Raw genomic sequence first — 16,477 nt, forward strand, 5'->3', positions numbered from 1 at the left:
GGTTGTTTAAAACAAGCTACTCAATTGATTTTTTTATATACTTAATGATTTTGCTATACAATAATTTTTCATCTACCGGTTTGGATATGTAATCATCCATTCCAACGGCTCTACATTTTTCAACATCAACTGTGGTGACATCAGCGGTAAGGGCAATGATCGGGATTTGAGCATTCATGTTGCTGCGAATATGCTCTGTGGCTTCAAAGCCATTCAGTTCAGGCATTTGCAGATCCATCAGAATAATATCATAGTTGTTTTCTTGCAGCTTTTCGATGGCAATTTTTCCATTGTCTGCAATATCTACATAAAAGCCAAAATCATTTAAAATTATCTTTATTAAAAGTTGATTCAATGTCATGTCCTCTGCAACCAATATCCTGATGTTTTCAATTTTCTCATCTAATTCTACTCCTTTATCAGTTCCTGGTATTTCTGCAATGGCTTTCTTAAAATTCAAAATGAAGCCAAAAGTTGACCCTTTTCCTGGTTTGCTATTTACAAAGAGGGTTCCACCTTGCAGCTCTATTAATTGCTTAACGATAGACAACCCTAAGCCTGTTCCTCCATAAAATCTGGAGGTTTCGTTGGTTGCTTGTTGAAAGTCGCCAAAAATATGCTCTAGTTTATTTTCAGGAATTCCGATCCCTGTATCAGTTACAGAAAATTCTATGGTTACATTGTCTGCCTCTTCTTTGAGCATGCGAACACTTACGGTTATTTTTCCTTGATCGGTAAACTTTACGGCATTGCTCAATAGGTTTAAAATTATTTGACGCAAGCGTATCGAGTCGCCTAATAAAACTTCTGGAATAGCAGAATCATATTTTTCAATCAATTCTAGGTTTTTTTCCTGGATTTTGGGTTCAAATAAATGAAGTGCTGCAGAAATTGAAGTGGATAATGCAAATGGGGTTTGTTCAAAGGTCATTTTTCCTGCGTCCACTTTAGCAATATCAAGTATATCATTAATTAAAACGATCAAAGCATCTCCAGATACTTTAATGGCGTTTATATATTCTTTTTGTTTTATGCTTAAATCTGTTTTTAATACCACATTTGTAAATCCGATGATAGAATTCAAAGGTGTACGGATCTCATGGCTCATGGTTGACAAAAATTGCTGTTTTGCTTTTACTACCTCTTCTGCTGTTTTGGTTTTTTGTTCCGCAACGTCTTTTGCTTCTGTCAATTTATTTTTTGCTTTTACCTGAGCGGTTACATCATGCGCAATAGTAGTGACTCCCGAAATAGTTTCATCTGCTTCAAAATAAGGTTGGTAAACAATATTAAAATACCGATTTTTTACTTTGCCATTGTGATTTAACTTTGCCAGAATCTCATTTGCGTAAACAGGAATGCCTGTGGTATAAACTTTATCAAGCATAGCAGGGAATGGCTGAAATTCAAGTTCAGGTAAAAATTGCAATAAGGCTTTACCTTCCACATTCGTTCCTTTTCCCCAAAACTCTTTCATCAGATCGTTAGCAAGTGTAATCACCATATCTTTTCCCTTCATGATAGAAAAAGCAAATGGCGATTCCATGAGCATCATGTGAAAGCGTTTATTGCTTTCTTCTATTTTCCTCAATGCTTTTTGTTCTGCCGCGTGCTGCGCTTCTAATGCTTTTTTTACGCTCACCTTAGCGGTTACTTCGTAAGCAATAACTGTAACACCAGAAATGGTCTCATCTGCTTCCAGATAGGGTTGGTAAATAAAATTAAAATACACATCTTCCTGTTTTCCATTGCGCAAAACCGGAGCAAGAAGTTCATCTCCGTAAAAGGGAATGCCGGTGGTGTACACCTTTTCAAGCAAACCCGGAAATGCGGAATCTTTAAGTTCAGGTATCAACTCAAACAATGGCTTTCCTTCGACGTCCTGACCTTTGCCCCAAAATGTTTTAATGCTCTCATTGACAAGCGTAATCACCATGTTTTTACCTTTTAAAACGGCAAAACCAAAAGGCGATTTCATGAGGATCATGTTGTATCGCTTTTCGCTGTCTTCAATCTGCTTCAATGCCTTTTTCTCAAACTCAAGTTGGGTGATCAGTGCTTTATTTTCTGTGACATCCTCAATTCGTTGAATAATATACTTCACATTGTGCTGCTCATCCAGTAATGGCGAGTTAATCCCCTGCCAATATTTCACTTCAAACCCACCACCCTCCAATTCGGGTTTAGGAATATCGTATTTTACAACCGCTAATGTATCAGGTGTTTTATTTTTAAGCACCCGGTTAAAAGAATCGAGAACCTTACTTTTCCCGTTTGCGGTTTCATCATCAGGATTATCCGGAAATACCTCAAAAATGGCACACCCTACTATATTTTCTCTTACAGTCGATGTGGATTTTAAAAATGCGTCGGATGCAGCTACTATAGCAAAGTTGGTATCGATCACTACCAACAATTCTGAAGATTGCTCGAATATCTTTATATAGTAATTTGTATCCATGTGTTTTTAGATTTCAAACAAATGAAATTTTGATCTTGTCAAAAAGACTAAAATCCAACTTAGTTTTTATCCTTATCCACCGCCAAGATACTCTGCAATAGCACATTTGCACCATTGGCCATATCTTTTGGGGTTGAAAATTCTTTGGGTGAATGACTGATGCCACCAACGCTGGGAATAAAGATCATGGCTACTGGTGCAATTTTGGCTATTTCCTGCGAATCATGTCCGGCGCCACTCTGCATAAACTTGGTCGTAAAGCCCAGCTCTTTTGCAGAGGTGTTGATCGTTTGCTGCAAGGTTTTATTGGTCAATGCAGGCAGGGCAGCATTGGCCTGCCGCTCGAAACTGATTTTTGTTTTGGTTTCCCGAGCAATCGCTGCTGCTCGTTTCTCCATTTCCGTAAAGAGCATTTCAATTTTATCGCTGGATAAATCACGAATCTCTAGACCTAACTCTACTTTGCCAGGAATGACATTGTACGCACCCGGTTGTAGGGCCATTTTACCCACAGTGGCCACCTGATTTCCTTTTACACTGTTCGCCACTTCATTTACGGCAAGGATAAATTTGGACGCTGCCAACAGTGCATCCCGCCGCATGTTCATTGGGGTGGTGCCAGCATGGTTGGCAAAACCTTCTACGGTAACGATCCAGTGCACAATGCCCACAATACCTTCCACCACGCCAATTTGGATGGTTTCTTTTTCTAAAATTCCGCCTTGTTCGATGTGCAATTCAATCCAGGCACGGAGGTCTCCTTTTTTTCGGATGCAGGATTGAATATTGTCAGGGTTACCTCCAATGGCTCTGATGCCTTCGGCCATGGTTAACCCACTCTGGCTTTTTTGCTGTAGTCCTTCTGCCGTTAAATGTCCAGCCATGGCCATACTCCCTATCGTCCCGCCTTCTTCATTGGCAAAAATGATGACTTCCAAGGGGTGTTCTGTAATCACTTTTTGCTCATTGAATACCTCGATTACTTCCAATGCGCCGATGGAGCCCAAAGTACCATCGTAGTTTCCACCATCTGGAACCATGTCAATGTGCGAACCAAAGGCGATGGGTTTGAGTGCTGGGTTATTGCCTTTGCGTTTGCCAATGATGTTGCCTGCTGCATCAATAACTGGCTCAAGTCCGGCTTTTTTCATCTGTTCCATAAACCAGGCTCGCCCTTCGATATCCCCTTTGGTATAGGCCACCCTGTAACCACGCCCCTTATCGTCCACGCCAAATTTGGCCAATTCCATAATGCGATTGGCAATTCGTTGTTCGTTTACTTTTAGGTTGTTGCCGAAAAAAAAGCTTTTGCTATATGTGTCTGATCCTACCAAGGCACTCAAGCCCAAAGCAGTAAAAGAGGCGGTTCTTAAAAAGGTTCTTCTTTGCATGATTGAGCAGACATTGGTTAAATTATAAAGGCATTATTTTCGACAAGATTACCCCAACACCATCTTCACAAACTCCGACGTACTATCTGCCACCTTTGGATTGTGGGTCAGTGCCTTGATGTACGCACTCCCGATAATCGCCCCATTGGCATACTGGCAAGCCGTTGCAAAGGTTTCGTGGTTTGAAATCCCAAACCCGATCAGACACTTGTTTTTCAACTGCATGTCGTTGATGCGGTTGAAGTAGGCCAGTTGGGTATCGGTGATGTCGCTTTTGGCGCCCGTGATGGACGAACTCGACACTATGTAGATGAAACCATGCGTCAACTCATCGATTTTGCGAATGCGCTCAGGTTCGGTTTGGGGCGTGATCAAGAAGCTTACCGCCAGCCCCAGTGATTCCACGATGTCTTTGAAATACGTTTCGTACTCGAATAAGGGCAAATCCGGCAAAATCAATCCATCGACGCCCACTTCGGCTGCCTTCTCAAAAAAAGCGCGTTCGCCGTACTGCATCACCTGGTTGAAATAGCCCATCATGATCATGGGCATTTCGGTTTTTTTGCGCACTGCCGCCAGTTGTTCAAACAGCAGTGGCAAGGTCATGCCATTTTCCAGGGCAGCAGTGCCACTCTCCTGAATGGTGGGGCCGTCGGCGAGTGGGTCGGAGTAAGGCATGCCCACTTCCACCAAATCCACGCCGGCTTTTTCAAGGGAGAGAATGATTTCTTCAGTATCGTTCACTCCCGGGTAGCCCGCAGTGAAGTATATGTTGAGTACGTTTTTGTCCTTAGTTTGGAACAGTTTTTCTATGCGATTCATGGAAGCAAAATTTCTACCCAGCTTTCCAATACTCTACACCCATTTTCTCCATCTGGACTTACCTCCAAGTTGGACATTGGATATTGAGTATTGGATATTGGCTATTGAATGTTAAAGGTATTTCATGTAGGTAGATAGATCCTTATCTCCTCGGCCCGACAAACACAATACAATGACATCCGTTGGCTGGTACTTCATTACCCGAAGGGCCGAAATGGCGTGCGCCGTTTCCAACGCCGGAATAATGCCTTCCCGACGGGATAGGAAAAACGCCGCCTCCAACGATTCTTCATCGGTGATGCTGATGGCTTCTGCGCGGCCACTGCTGATCAGGTGCGCGTGCATCGGGCCAATGCCGGGATAATCTAATCCAGCGGAGATAGAGTGTGGCTCTACAATTTGTCCATCTGCCGTTTGCATCAAGAGCGTTCGGCTGCCGTGGATGACTCCTCTGGTGCCCAACACACTCGTCGCCGCACTTCTGCCACTGTAGATGCCTTCTCCAGCCGCTTCTACTGCGATCAGGCGCACCCGATCATCGTTGAGGAAGTGGTAAAACGCACCCGCAGCATTGCTGCCACCACCTACACAGGCAATCACGGCATCGGGATGGTCTTTGCCGGTATGTTCTTCCAACTGCCACTTGATTTCTTCGCTGATCACCGATTGGAAGCGGGCTACCATGTCGGGGTAGGGGTGTGGACCAACTACCGAGCCGATGATGTAATGCGTATCCACCGGGTTGTTGATCCAATCTCTGATGGCCTCGTTGGTAGCGTCCTTGAGGGTTTTACTACCACTGGTAGCTGGGCGTACTTCGGCACCCAGCATCTTCATGCGGGCTACGTTGGGAGCCTGGCGTTCGATGTCCACTTCGCCCATGTATACGATGCATGGAAGTCCCATGAGTGCACATACCGTGGCTGTGGCTACCCCGTGCTGTCCTGCTCCGGTTTCAGCAATGATGCGGGTTTTGCCCAGGCGTTTGGCCAGCAGGATTTGCCCGATGGTATTGTTGATTTTGTGTGCACCGGTGTGGCACAGGTCTTCGCGCTTGAGGTAGATGGTTACCCCGTAATGCTCCGAAAGGCGCTGCGCCAGGTAGAGTGGGGTAGGGCGTCCTACAAAATCGCGCAAGAGCGATTGAAACTCCCGCTGAAACTCGGGCTCTGAGGCGATACTCAGGTAGTTTTCGCGCAACTCCTGCACATTGGGCCAGAGCATCTCCGGGATGTACGCGCCACCAAATTCGCCATAATATCCTTTTTCGTCTACCGCTATCATGATGGTTATTGATTGAGTTCTTGAATAAATCGATGAATTGAAGCAATGTCTTTGATTCCGGGGGCGGTTTCAAACTTGCTGTTGATGTCTACGCCCGCCAGCTTCGGATGCTTGAGTTGTTTGATGGCTGTCGCCGAATCTTCGGAAATGCCACCGCTGAGCAAAAATGGAACATCGCCCTGGTATTTTTCCAGCAAACTCCAGTCAAACTGCTCGCCGTTGCCGCCAAAAGAAGCCCCTTTGGTATCAAACAAGAAATACTTGCAGTAAGGCTCGTAATCTTTTACGGTATCAAAGTTAAACTTGGCGTCTATGCTGAATGCCTTGATGATGGAAGCCCGTCGGATGCTGCTGAATTCCCACAAACTAAAGAGTTCTTTGCAATACTCATAACTTTCTGTGCCGTGCAACTGGATGTAGTCCAACTCGTAATCGTGAATGCGGTTGAGCAAATCTTCGAGCTCAGCGTTGACAAACACGCCCACGCGGGCAATGCTTTTCAAGGCAGCAGGCGATTCTTTGGCCAACCATTTCTCCAGTTTTTTATTGGCTGCCGCAAAACGAGGCGAAAGCGGATAAAATATGAAACCAATGAAGTCAATGGGTACTTGACTCAGGGCTTCAATGTTTTCCGGATCGCGCATGCCGCATACTTTGACTCTCATAAGGTTTGGGTTTCGAGCGTTTTTATTTGTTCCACAAATTCGGCGAAACGCAACTGCGGCTGCGCATCACTCATGAAATATTCTCCGATCAAAAATCCTTGAAAACCCACCTGTTTCAATTCATGAATGGTTTGCGGATTGTTGATTCCGCTTTCCGAAATTTTCAGAAATTCAGCAGGGATTTGGTCAAAAAGATCGATGGAGGTTTGTACACTCACGTGGAAATTCTTCAGGTTGCGGTTGTTAACCCCTACTACGTCTACTTCTGGACACAGTTTGGCCAATTGATCCCCGGAGTGAATTTCCATCAGCACTTCCAGCCCCAGCGATTTGGCGGTTTTGGCCAAACTGCGCAACTGATCTGCTTCCAGGCATTCGGCGATCAAAAGGATCACGTCGGCACCCATGGCCCGGGCTTCAAATACCTGATAGTCGTGCACCATAAAGTCTTTGCGCAACACTGGAATCTGGTTGGCGTCGCGTCCAGCCTTGAGATCAGCGCTACTGCCGCCAAAAAACTGCTCATCGGTTAGGATCGACAAGCCGGAAGCGCCAGCATCGGCGTACCCTTTGGTCACCGTAGCCACATTAGCGCTGGTATTGATGTCGCCTTTGGATGGCGAGCGGCGTTTGAATTCCGCGATGATTCCTGTTCGTGCGGGATTCAGCAAGGATTCGCGCAGGGAATAGGTCGGTCGCTCAAAATAGGGGCTTTGCTCCAGCACCTTGATGGGCGTGCGGGCACTGCGTTCTGCTATTTCGATGTGCTTCTGGGCAACTATTTTGTCGAGAATGTTCATTCTTTTCGGTTTTTACCGTAGAGATGCGATTAATCGCGTCTCTACGCCAACAATTTTTTCCAACCTGCAAGGGCTTTGCCGCTTTCAATACTTTCCCGCGCTTCTGCAACGCAGTCTTCCGCAGATTGTTCAGGTTTGATCACTTTAATGGCCATGCCTGCGTTGGCCATTACTGCTGCTTTTTGGGCTTCGGTAGCGGTATTTTCCAACACTGACCAAAAGATTCTGGAGGCATCTTCAGCCGTTTCTCCGCCATCCAGGTCGTGTTGTTGGAGCTTCTTTAAGCCCAATTCCACCGGAGACCAGATGCGTTCACTGTCGTTGCTGACCATTTTGAAATCGCTGGTAAGCGAAATTTCATCGTAGCCATCGAGTGCGTACACAATGGCAAAACGGCGACCAGACTGCTGCATGATGTACTGGTACATGCGCAACAACTCCATGCTAAAAGTACCAAATAGCTGGTATTGGGGCTGTATCGGATTGACCAATGGCCCCAGCATGTTGAAGAAGGTGCGCGTCCCCAATTGCCGCCGGATTGGACCAACTACTTTTAGCGCCGGGTGAAACAGCGGCGCATGCAAAAAACACATGCCCGCTTCATCCAGGTGCCTTCGCAGCGTATCTTGATCGCTGGTAAACTGGTAGCCCATTTGGATCAAAACATCCGAAGAACCCACCGAGGAGGACACGCCATAACTGCCGTGTTTGCTCACCGGATAGCCAGCACCCGCCACAACCACACAGGAAAGGGTGGAGATGTTGAAGGTGTTTTTTCCGTCTCCGCCAGTACCTACAATGTCGATGGTTTCGCGGCCTTCAAGATCTAGTGGGACACAAAGCTCGAGCAATGCGTCGCGAAAACCTTGCAATTCTGACAAGGTAATCGGCCGCATATTGAAGGCCGTGGCGAAAGCCGTAATTTGTATTTCGTTGTATTTTTCGGCTGCGATATTGTGTAAAATCTGCCGGGCTTCTTCCCGACTGAATTTATCGTGTTCGTACAGCCGATTCAATAGTTGTTTCATTCCAAGGACTTGTTCGTAATTCTACATGCATCCGCCTTCGGCGGAGCTTTATTTTAGCCACTTATGCCACAGCCGCTTTAGCTCCCGTTTTCTCCGCACAATAATCGATAAAATTGCGCAGCATTTTTTTGCCATCTGGCGTCATTACCGATTCCGGGTGAAATTGTACCCCGAATACGTTGTAATCGCGGTGGCGCATGGCCATTACCTCGTTTTGATGGTCTACCGCAGTGACGATCAACTCGTTGGGCAGGGTGTTTTTGGCCACTACCCAACTGTGGTAGCGCCCAGCTTCAAAGACCATAGGCACATCCTGGAAAAAATTGGCATCGTTGCCCAGTTGTTTCATCAGGGTGGCTACCCCGTGGTAAACCCTTGAAAGATTGTCGAGGGTAGCGCCAAAGGCTTCGCCAATGGCCTGATGCCCCAGACACACCCCCAGGATGCACTTGCTTGACGCGTATTTTTTGATCAACTCCGGCATGATGCCCGCTTCATTGGGTAGGCCAGGACCAGGCGAAAGCACAATCACATCGTAACGCGCTACGTCTTCGAGTGAAATGGCGTCGTTGCGGTACACATCCACGTTTTGCCCAAGAATTTCCTGGAAATACTGCACCAGATTGTATGTGAACGAATCGTAATTATCGAGAACCAGTAGTTTCATGTTGATTGGGTTTTATATTTTTTCGGCTTCGACCAATGCTCGGGTCAATGCACCAAGTTTGTTGTGTACTTCCTGCAATTCGCTTTCTTCCTTGCTGTCTACCACGATCCCGGCTCCGGCTTGGTAGTACAAGTTATTGTCTTGGCTGAGGAATGAACGGATCACGATAGCCTGGTTGATCGAGCCATCAAAACCAATCATGCCTAAGGCACCTCCGTAAAACGAACGATTTTGGTTTTCGTACTGATTGATCAGTTCGATGGCTTTGTACTTGGGTGCGCCAGAGAGGGTTCCTGCGGGGAAGGTATCTCCAAAAATCTGCACCGGATTGGCATGGGCGGGCAAATCCCCCGTCACCGTAGAAACGAGGTGAATCACGTGGCTGAAAAACTGGATTTCTTTCAATTTGCGCACTTGTACATTTTCAGCGTGACGCCCCAGGTCATTGCGTGCCAAATCCACCAGCATGATGTGTTCAGCGTTTTCTTTGGGGTCTTCGGCCAGGGCCAGGGCACGACGGGCATCTTCGATGTTGTCGCCCGAGCGGCGGTAAGTTCCGGCAATGGGGTTTAGGCGGGCTACCCCGTCACGAATCACCATCTGCGCTTCAGGGGAAGAACCAAAGATTTTGTAATTGCCGTAATCAAAGTAAAACAGGTAAGGAGAAGGGTTGATGGAGCGCAAAACGCGGTACACATTGAATTCATCGCCTTTGAACTCGCGGGAATATTGACGCGAAAACACAATCTGAAACACATCCCCAATCTGACAATGGCGCTTGCCAACCCGCACCAGTTCTTTGAATTCTTCGTCGCTGAGGTTGCTTTGTTCCGTGCCTTCCAGGTGAAACTCGTGGGTAGGGATTTTTTGGCTGCGCAAAAGTGCTTCCAACTTTTCCATTTCTGAAGCTTGACCGGGAAGTAAGTTCTCCAGCAGGTAAAGTTCGTTTTTGTAATGGTTGATCGCAATGATGAAGCGGTGCAACGTGAAACGTATATCGGGGATGTCGAATTTGCGTTTGGAGGAGTCAAATTTCAGGGTGTCGAAGTATTGCACCCCGTCGAAACTCACATGGCCAAAAAGTCCGTTGTATACCGGATAAGGCGTGTCCTGCTCGACGCTGAATTGCTGCGCAAAATGCTGCAACGCTTCTGGTACGGTAGTGACATCGGTTACAGGGGTTTGGCTGGTTTCGCCATCCGGTAAAAGGGTATAGATGACCCCCTCTTTGACCATGATTTCGGCAATGGACTGAAGGCCGATGTACGAAAAGCAGTCGACAGCACTGCTGAAATCGTTGCTTTCCAGCATCACAGGCTGGGTGTAGTGGTCGCGCACTTTCAAAAAAACCGAAACGGGCGTCACCATATCCGCCAGTTGTTTTTTGATGAGGGTGCGGAGTTGAATTTGTTGGGTCGTGCTGATCATATTGTCAATTGCGTGTTTCAGAGTTTGATAAAGGGGTATGGGCTAAAAACAAAAACGGCTTGCCGAGTGATCCGACAAGCCGTTTTTGCGCTGTATGTCCTAGAACATCATCAATGGCTATCTACTTCACCCGAGAACGGAATGATTCAGACGCCACCACCAAATGTTTTGAACTGCTACAGTCATTGATTGAAATTTTATCTATTTCGCTTGCAAAGATATTGGCTTTTGAGAAATATGCAAGGGGGAGGGGGATTTTTTTGAAATTATTCAAAAGTAATGATCAAAATAAATGCGATGAAAATATTTCAAACCACCTCAAAAAGGAACTGCCGATCCCCTTTTTCAAGGAATCGGCAGCCGGATATGCATCATGGAAAACGAAAAAAAACAGTTCAATGGGATTATATGAAAAACACTCACTATTCTGTTCGGGATCACCCACGTAGGGGTGATGCTACTACTGTTTGATGATGCGCTCAAAGAAGAACTGCTGACCTACTTTGATGCGCAAGAAGTACATCCCAGCCTGCAAATCATCCAATTCGATTAGGTTGGTATTGCGGAAGGATTTGATGCTGGTTTTGCCGTCCAGCCCCATTACTTCTACTTCGGTAACTGTACCTGCAGCAGTACTGATGTTGAGCTGACTGCCGGTCGGGTTGGGATAAACCGTCACGCCACTCAGCAAATCTTCAGGCCGTACTGCCCGCGGTGCATCCACAATGGTGAAGGCCGTCGTTTCGGTATTCAGCGGAAGAATTTCTCCATCCAGGCGATTCAAAATTGCATCATCGGTTTGCAATTTGGTTTCGGCACGGCCAACCAGGTCGATGATGATGCCCTTGATTTTGGCAACTGTGCCATAACCAGATACTTCATTCTGATCGATGCGGGTGATGGCAATGTCGATTCTACCTTCTTTTGGATATACCTTATAGATTGATTCCAGGTTGACTTTGGATTGTCCCATCCAGGAGATTGGGAACTCAACGGTCAACCCGTTTGGATCGATCAGTTTAGGATCAAATTTGACACTGAATGCAACACCGTAGATGTTTTTGATCACTTGCTTTTCACTGCCCAAAATGATCGGAATGTCGAAGTGGGTACTGTCGGCCAGTTCTCCTTTTTTCGGCAATTCCACCAAGATCTTTGGATCCAGGTCGGTAGCGGGTAGTGCTTTGGGTCTGATGTAAGCGCCATGCGACAAGCCAAAGTTGAACAACAGTGCGTCAATGTCTTTGCGGTTCACTTCGCCATCGCCGTTTATGTCAGCGTGTTTGTAATTGATGCCGTCGAAGAAAATTTCAGACCAGTCTACTGCAGGCGTGGCTTTCCAATCCCAGGCATTGGGCAATGACCGAGTTAGTCCTTTGCTGCCAAAAGCCTGGCCAATGTGCAGCAAGTCGAAGTGGTTGGCGCTGTTGTCTTGATTCACATCTCCAGGCCAAACATCGGTGATGCGCATGTTGCGGCATTTCACTGGCCCAAAGATAATGCTGCGCTTGCAAGTCGTATCCTTCAGGTTGAGCAGTTCAACTTTGTACAAAGTGACGCCATCACCAAGCAATGAATTAATGGTGAAGCTGGTTTTTCCAGTCTCCAGGGTATCCAGAATCTTGCCATTGATGGAAATGCGCAATGGCCCAGGTGTTGGGTTTTTGAAGATCAACTCAGCACCAAAAGCACCGCCAGCGTTGCAAGGCTTCTGCTTCACATCTACAATCAAATCCGGACAGGGGCGTACACAAGGCAATTTGACTTCGAGTGTTTCGCAGCATCCTTTCTGGTCATTGATGCAAACCCCAACTTTGAATACTTCCTGCTCAGTGGCCATTTTGAAATTGGCCTCCAAAGGCAAACGAATCAATGGGAAGGTACCGATGATTTTTCCGTCCACTATTAAATCAAAGTAGCGGTTGGTCGCGCCTTCGTATTTGAAGTTGATGTTCAATCGGCGCGAACCGTCAGGATTACAGCCCAGGCCACGGATGACCAGGTTCGAAATTTTACATGGAATAGGATCGGCGCATTTGGGCGCTTCTAGTTTGGTTGCCGCATAGCAGGTCGGATTGGTTACGTCTACTGCCAGGAATTCAATGGTGCCATTGATTGAAGTCGGGAATGGCCCAATCTTTTGTGCTCCGCCATTGTAGTTGAAAGGGCCAAACAGCATGCCGTTGGCATAAATGATGTAGCCTTTCAGCAGGGTGGAAGTTGGGCGAGACACCACCGTAGTTTTGGCGTAGTAGAGGCCTTTTTCACAAGGCAACAATTCTACTTTGATGCCGTCGATGGGGCAGTTGGTTTCGCATTTTTTCAATTCCAAACGACCAGCTTGGGTACAGCCTTTCTCTTTGTCTTCAATTTTTATTTCCAGTACAGCTGGGTCGGAGCCTGCGCCCTGTGGCAAACGCAAGGGCAGCAAGGTATACGCATAGGTGCCGTACAATTTGCCATTGGAGTAAAGATTGAAATAGATGCCATTGTTGGCATGTTCAAAATTGAGGCTCACATAATATCCTCCGGTAGGCAGGCATACTTGCTCCAGTTTCAAGGGGCCGAATTTGCATGTTGTTTGCTCACAAGGCACTTCGTATTGCCATTTGATGCAGCAATCTGTAGTAGTGTTTTTGTCGCAAACCACTATCCAATCCAGGCGGCCTGATTTGGGCAATGGCACTTTATCGATGCGCACCGCAGCTCCTTTGAACTTGAATTTTGTTTCAAATCCATTAGAGGTTTGCAGCCACAAAATAGAATCTGCATTGGTAGCCTTGAGCTTGATCAACATGCTGTAAGTGCCGTCGTTGTTGCACTTAATCTCTGAAACGCTGATGTCGCTTAAGGAGCAAGTTGGTTTGCATTCAAACGGTTTGATGTAACCTTTGCTGCTGCAAGCCCGGTTGTTGCTGTCGTATACTTCCAGACGGGTGGTATCCTTTTGTGGGGAAGGAAGAATCAGTCGAATCGGCAATTCTGCATATTTGTACTTGACCTCTTTGCCATTTTGTACCAAAACGAAGAAATCGGAATTGGTGTTGGCGCGTTTGAAATCGAGGTAAGCATATACTTCCCCCTTGTCGTTGCAAGGGGCAGTTTTGATGATCAACTCGCCCAATTCGCATTGTGGGCATACAAATCTTGGCAGCTTAACGCTGATGCAGCATTTGCCGCTATTGCCATCCTCACACGCCTTGACCTCAAATTCTTTCACATTTGGGTCAATGATCACACCCTCAATAACCTGTGGAGTGCTGGCCAATTTGAATGGGCCGTATTTTTTATCGCCGATGTAGACGAAATAAGGAATTGCTGCATTGTTTGTTCCCGGCGTGTACACCGGCGTAATCAGCAGGTTATAGCCACCCTGAGGGGTGCAGTTTCGCAAAGTTACCTTGAGGTCTTTTAAGTGGCAAATGGTATCTGCTGCACAAACAATTGATGTCAGCACTACTGTATCCGCACAAAGCTTTTCCACATCCGCAGCATAAAACGTCTGCTTTGGACTTGTAGTTGCACGGGTGAATGGGCCGATCACCGTAGATTTTTGATCGTAAGTGAATGGACCGTATTTTTTACCATCTGGCCCGACTACAACATAACCAGCCTTGCTGCCATTGCTGCTTGCAACTTTGATGGAAGCGTAATATTTGGAGTCGTTGCATTCAACAGGAGTGACGGTCATGTCCAACTTACAATTGCAATCAGTGGTATTGACAATTGGCGTAATTTCCTGACAGCAAGTATCCAAAATGCTTTCGGTACAAACTTGCACTTTGGGAGATACTGTGCCAGAGATTACAAAACCGATGGGATCTAATTTAATTGGGAAATTACTGGGCTTGTAAGGACCATAGGTCTTACCAGCAACTTTAACAAATACTTTGTCAGTAGTCAGCAGTTGCTCATCAAAAGCAGCGTTGACTTCAAGAGAAAACCTGCCAGTGTTGCTACATCCAGTTGCAACTGCCTTGATTTCTTTGATCGGGCAAAAGGAGATTGGATTGGCGCAGGATTTGATCCGAATAATTTTGGCCAGTCCATCAATGCAACAGGTTTTTACACTGGGTAGACAAACCTGAACCTTTAGAACATCAGCAATTAAACCTGGAATGGCTTTTGAAATACTGATGCGCAAAGGCATTTTTTTCAAAGAAAAATTTCCAATGTTGACGCCATTGATGGCCAAATTAAAGACAGTGTCTACTGTGGGGCCGGAAAGAAGGTTGAGAATGAAAATATCCTGCTTTTCCTGCTCACAAATGATGTAAGCAGCGCTGAGGTCGCGGATGGTGCAGGGCTGACAGAAAAACTTTTTGATATCCACCGTGTCAACACAAGCAAGGTTTTCTACATCAGCCATTACCACGCGATAGAAGCCATCGGCATTTGGTTTGATGGGGCCAACTGTGCCTCCATTGATTGCGTAACGGAATGGGCCAAAACGTTGGCTGTTGACGTAAATGTAATAACCGGATAAGCTTTTATTGTCGCCACTGAATTTGTAGGCCATTTTGAAAGTACCATCGTTGTTGCAATCCAGAGGGGTAGCAACAAACTCTTTGATGCCACAGTAAGCGCTATCCCTCGAACAAGATTTGTCCATGGTGATCTTGGGGGTAGCCGTCAAACAACAACGGCCCTGAGGCGTTGATACGCAAGCCTGTAAAACCAATCCAGAAGCCGTACTCAGCAAAATCAGGCGCTTGGGCACTTTCAGCGAAAATGGCAATTCTTTAGCAGCAAATTCACCCAGGACTACGCCATTGATGGTCAAGATGACTTTTGCATCAGCGGGGGAAACTTTACTCAATTTTACCTTCAGGATGGCAAAAGTATCAGTAGGGCAGTAGGAAACCTCCGCCTCCAATTCTTTGAGTTCGCAGGCACTGGTGGTGTTGCAATTGAATTCAAAATCTTCGGTTTTGTAGCAGGAAGTGTCTTTGCTGTCGCGAATGGTTAAAAAGTATTTACCGGAAGCATTGGTTTGAACTGGCCCAATGGCGGGGAAAACATTTTTGTATTTGAATGGACCGAATTTCTGTTTGTCTACCTGAACATAATAAGTGGCAGCAGTATCGGTTTTGGGATCGGTTTTGAAAGTAGCTGCCAAATAGAAAATTCCGTTGGGCGTACATGGGCGGGGTAAAATGGTCAAATCACGGATACAAGCAATGGGATCAGCGTCTTTTTCATATTCGACACAGACGTTGTCGATCCCAAATTCCTGACCACCGAATGAAATGGATTCAATGTCTCCTTCAAAACAGATGGTGCCTTGGAGTAAATCGGAGTTTTCCTTGATGGATACCGCTACTTTTACTCCTTTGGCCACTTCTTTTTCATTCAATGATCCCCAATCGCTGAGGATTTTTACGGCTTCTCCGTTAATGGAAAAGTTTTCAGATCCACCACCATCGATGAAGTTTAGGCAAACCCGTTTGGCTTTGCCTTTGGGCAAGTTGCTGAAAATCCATTTGAGGTTAATGTTGGAAACAAACAGAACTTTTCCTTCAGCTTCTTCGAATTGACCGTTGAAAAGCGACTGCTTTTCTTCTATGGTAATGAAACCAAACTCTTTGGTGGAATTGGACGGATAAAACTCCTGCAGGGAACCTACGATGCCATCTTTTTTGAAGATGGGTGTTCCCGGTTTTTGGTTGGCATCGATGCCAAACTTCGTTTTATCTGCCAGGTCGTTGAAGTTAAAACAGACCTCTTGTTTTTGGGATTGGGCCTCCAACTGCGTTGAAAATAAGCTAAAACTAAACAGCAGTAGATAAACCCAATGTGTAGAATAGTTCATGGTGCGTTTGTTTTTGGTACTACACTTTGCTCTTGGTACAAATGTGCTGCTTTTTTTAGACGTTAAAATTGACATAATCGTTGGAATTTTGGAAAAAAAACCAGAGTTTTAGGTCGAAA

Annotated in this window: 11 protein-coding genes; 1 reads left to right on the top strand and 10 read right to left on the bottom strand. The window is 46.0% G+C overall.

Annotated features, from left to right (window positions below):
- Positions 1-16: 16 nt before the first annotated feature.
- The 9 genes from ABW391_RS15550 to ABW391_RS15590 form a co-directional block, all read right to left on the bottom strand.
- A complete protein-coding gene (locus ABW391_RS15550) occupies positions 17-2,461 on the bottom strand; it encodes an ATP-binding protein (RefSeq protein WP_353482810.1) in 2,445 nt (814 codons plus the stop codon).
- 59 nt (positions 2,462-2,520) lie between these two features.
- Complete coding sequence (locus tag ABW391_RS15555; RefSeq protein WP_353482811.1) at positions 2,521-3,852, bottom strand: Zn-dependent hydrolase; 1,332 nt, start codon at positions 3,850-3,852, stop codon at positions 2,521-2,523.
- Positions 3,853-3,900: 48 nt separating this feature from the next.
- The gene (gene trpA, locus ABW391_RS15560; RefSeq protein WP_353482812.1) at positions 3,901-4,674 is read right to left on the bottom strand and encodes a tryptophan synthase subunit alpha; all 774 of its coding nucleotides are present in this window, start codon (positions 4,672-4,674) and stop codon (positions 3,901-3,903) included.
- A gap of 111 nt (positions 4,675-4,785) precedes the next feature.
- Positions 4,786-5,958, bottom strand: coding sequence for a tryptophan synthase subunit beta (gene trpB / locus ABW391_RS15565; RefSeq protein WP_502916331.1), 1,173 nt, complete (start codon positions 5,956-5,958; stop codon positions 4,786-4,788).
- A 5-nt stretch (positions 5,959-5,963) separates the two neighbouring features.
- Positions 5,964-6,623: a phosphoribosylanthranilate isomerase gene (locus ABW391_RS15570; protein WP_353482813.1), complete on the bottom strand. Its 660-nt coding sequence runs from the start codon at positions 6,621-6,623 to the stop codon at positions 5,964-5,966.
- On the bottom strand, positions 6,620-7,423 hold the full coding sequence (trpC, locus tag ABW391_RS15575) for an indole-3-glycerol phosphate synthase TrpC (RefSeq protein ID WP_353482814.1): 804 nt from the start codon (positions 7,421-7,423) through the stop codon (positions 6,620-6,622). Before trpC ends, ABW391_RS15570 begins: the two co-directional genes overlap by 4 nt.
- A gap of 41 nt (positions 7,424-7,464) precedes the next feature.
- The gene (gene trpD / locus ABW391_RS15580) at positions 7,465-8,451 is read right to left on the bottom strand and encodes an anthranilate phosphoribosyltransferase (protein ID WP_353482815.1); all 987 of its coding nucleotides are present in this window, start codon (positions 8,449-8,451) and stop codon (positions 7,465-7,467) included.
- Between the two features lie 61 nt (positions 8,452-8,512).
- Positions 8,513-9,118 carry an anthranilate synthase component II gene (locus tag ABW391_RS15585; protein ID WP_353482816.1) on the bottom strand — a complete coding sequence of 202 codons (606 nt, stop codon included), beginning with the start codon at positions 9,116-9,118 and terminating at the stop codon, positions 8,513-8,515.
- Positions 9,119-9,130: 12 nt separating this feature from the next.
- Positions 9,131-10,546 carry an anthranilate synthase component I family protein gene (locus ABW391_RS15590; protein WP_353482817.1) on the bottom strand — a complete coding sequence of 472 codons (1,416 nt, stop codon included), beginning with the start codon at positions 10,544-10,546 and terminating at the stop codon, positions 9,131-9,133.
- Between the two features lie 8 nt (positions 10,547-10,554).
- Here ABW391_RS15590 and ABW391_RS15595 point away from each other — a divergent pair, with 8 nt between their 5' ends.
- A complete protein-coding gene (locus tag ABW391_RS15595) occupies positions 10,555-10,995 on the top strand; it encodes a hypothetical protein (RefSeq protein WP_353482818.1) in 441 nt (146 codons plus the stop codon).
- Positions 10,996-11,006: 11 nt separating this feature from the next.
- Here the strand turns inward: ABW391_RS15595 and ABW391_RS15600 are convergent, their stop codons facing one another.
- Positions 11,007-16,358, bottom strand: coding sequence for a T9SS type A sorting domain-containing protein (locus ABW391_RS15600; RefSeq protein WP_353482819.1), 5,352 nt, complete (start codon positions 16,356-16,358; stop codon positions 11,007-11,009).
- Between the last annotated feature and the right edge of the window lie 119 nt (positions 16,359-16,477).

Origin of the sequence: Haliscomenobacter sp. (assembly GCF_040403615.1) — a bacterium.
Classification (GTDB): domain Bacteria; phylum Bacteroidota; class Bacteroidia; order Chitinophagales; family Saprospiraceae; genus Haliscomenobacter.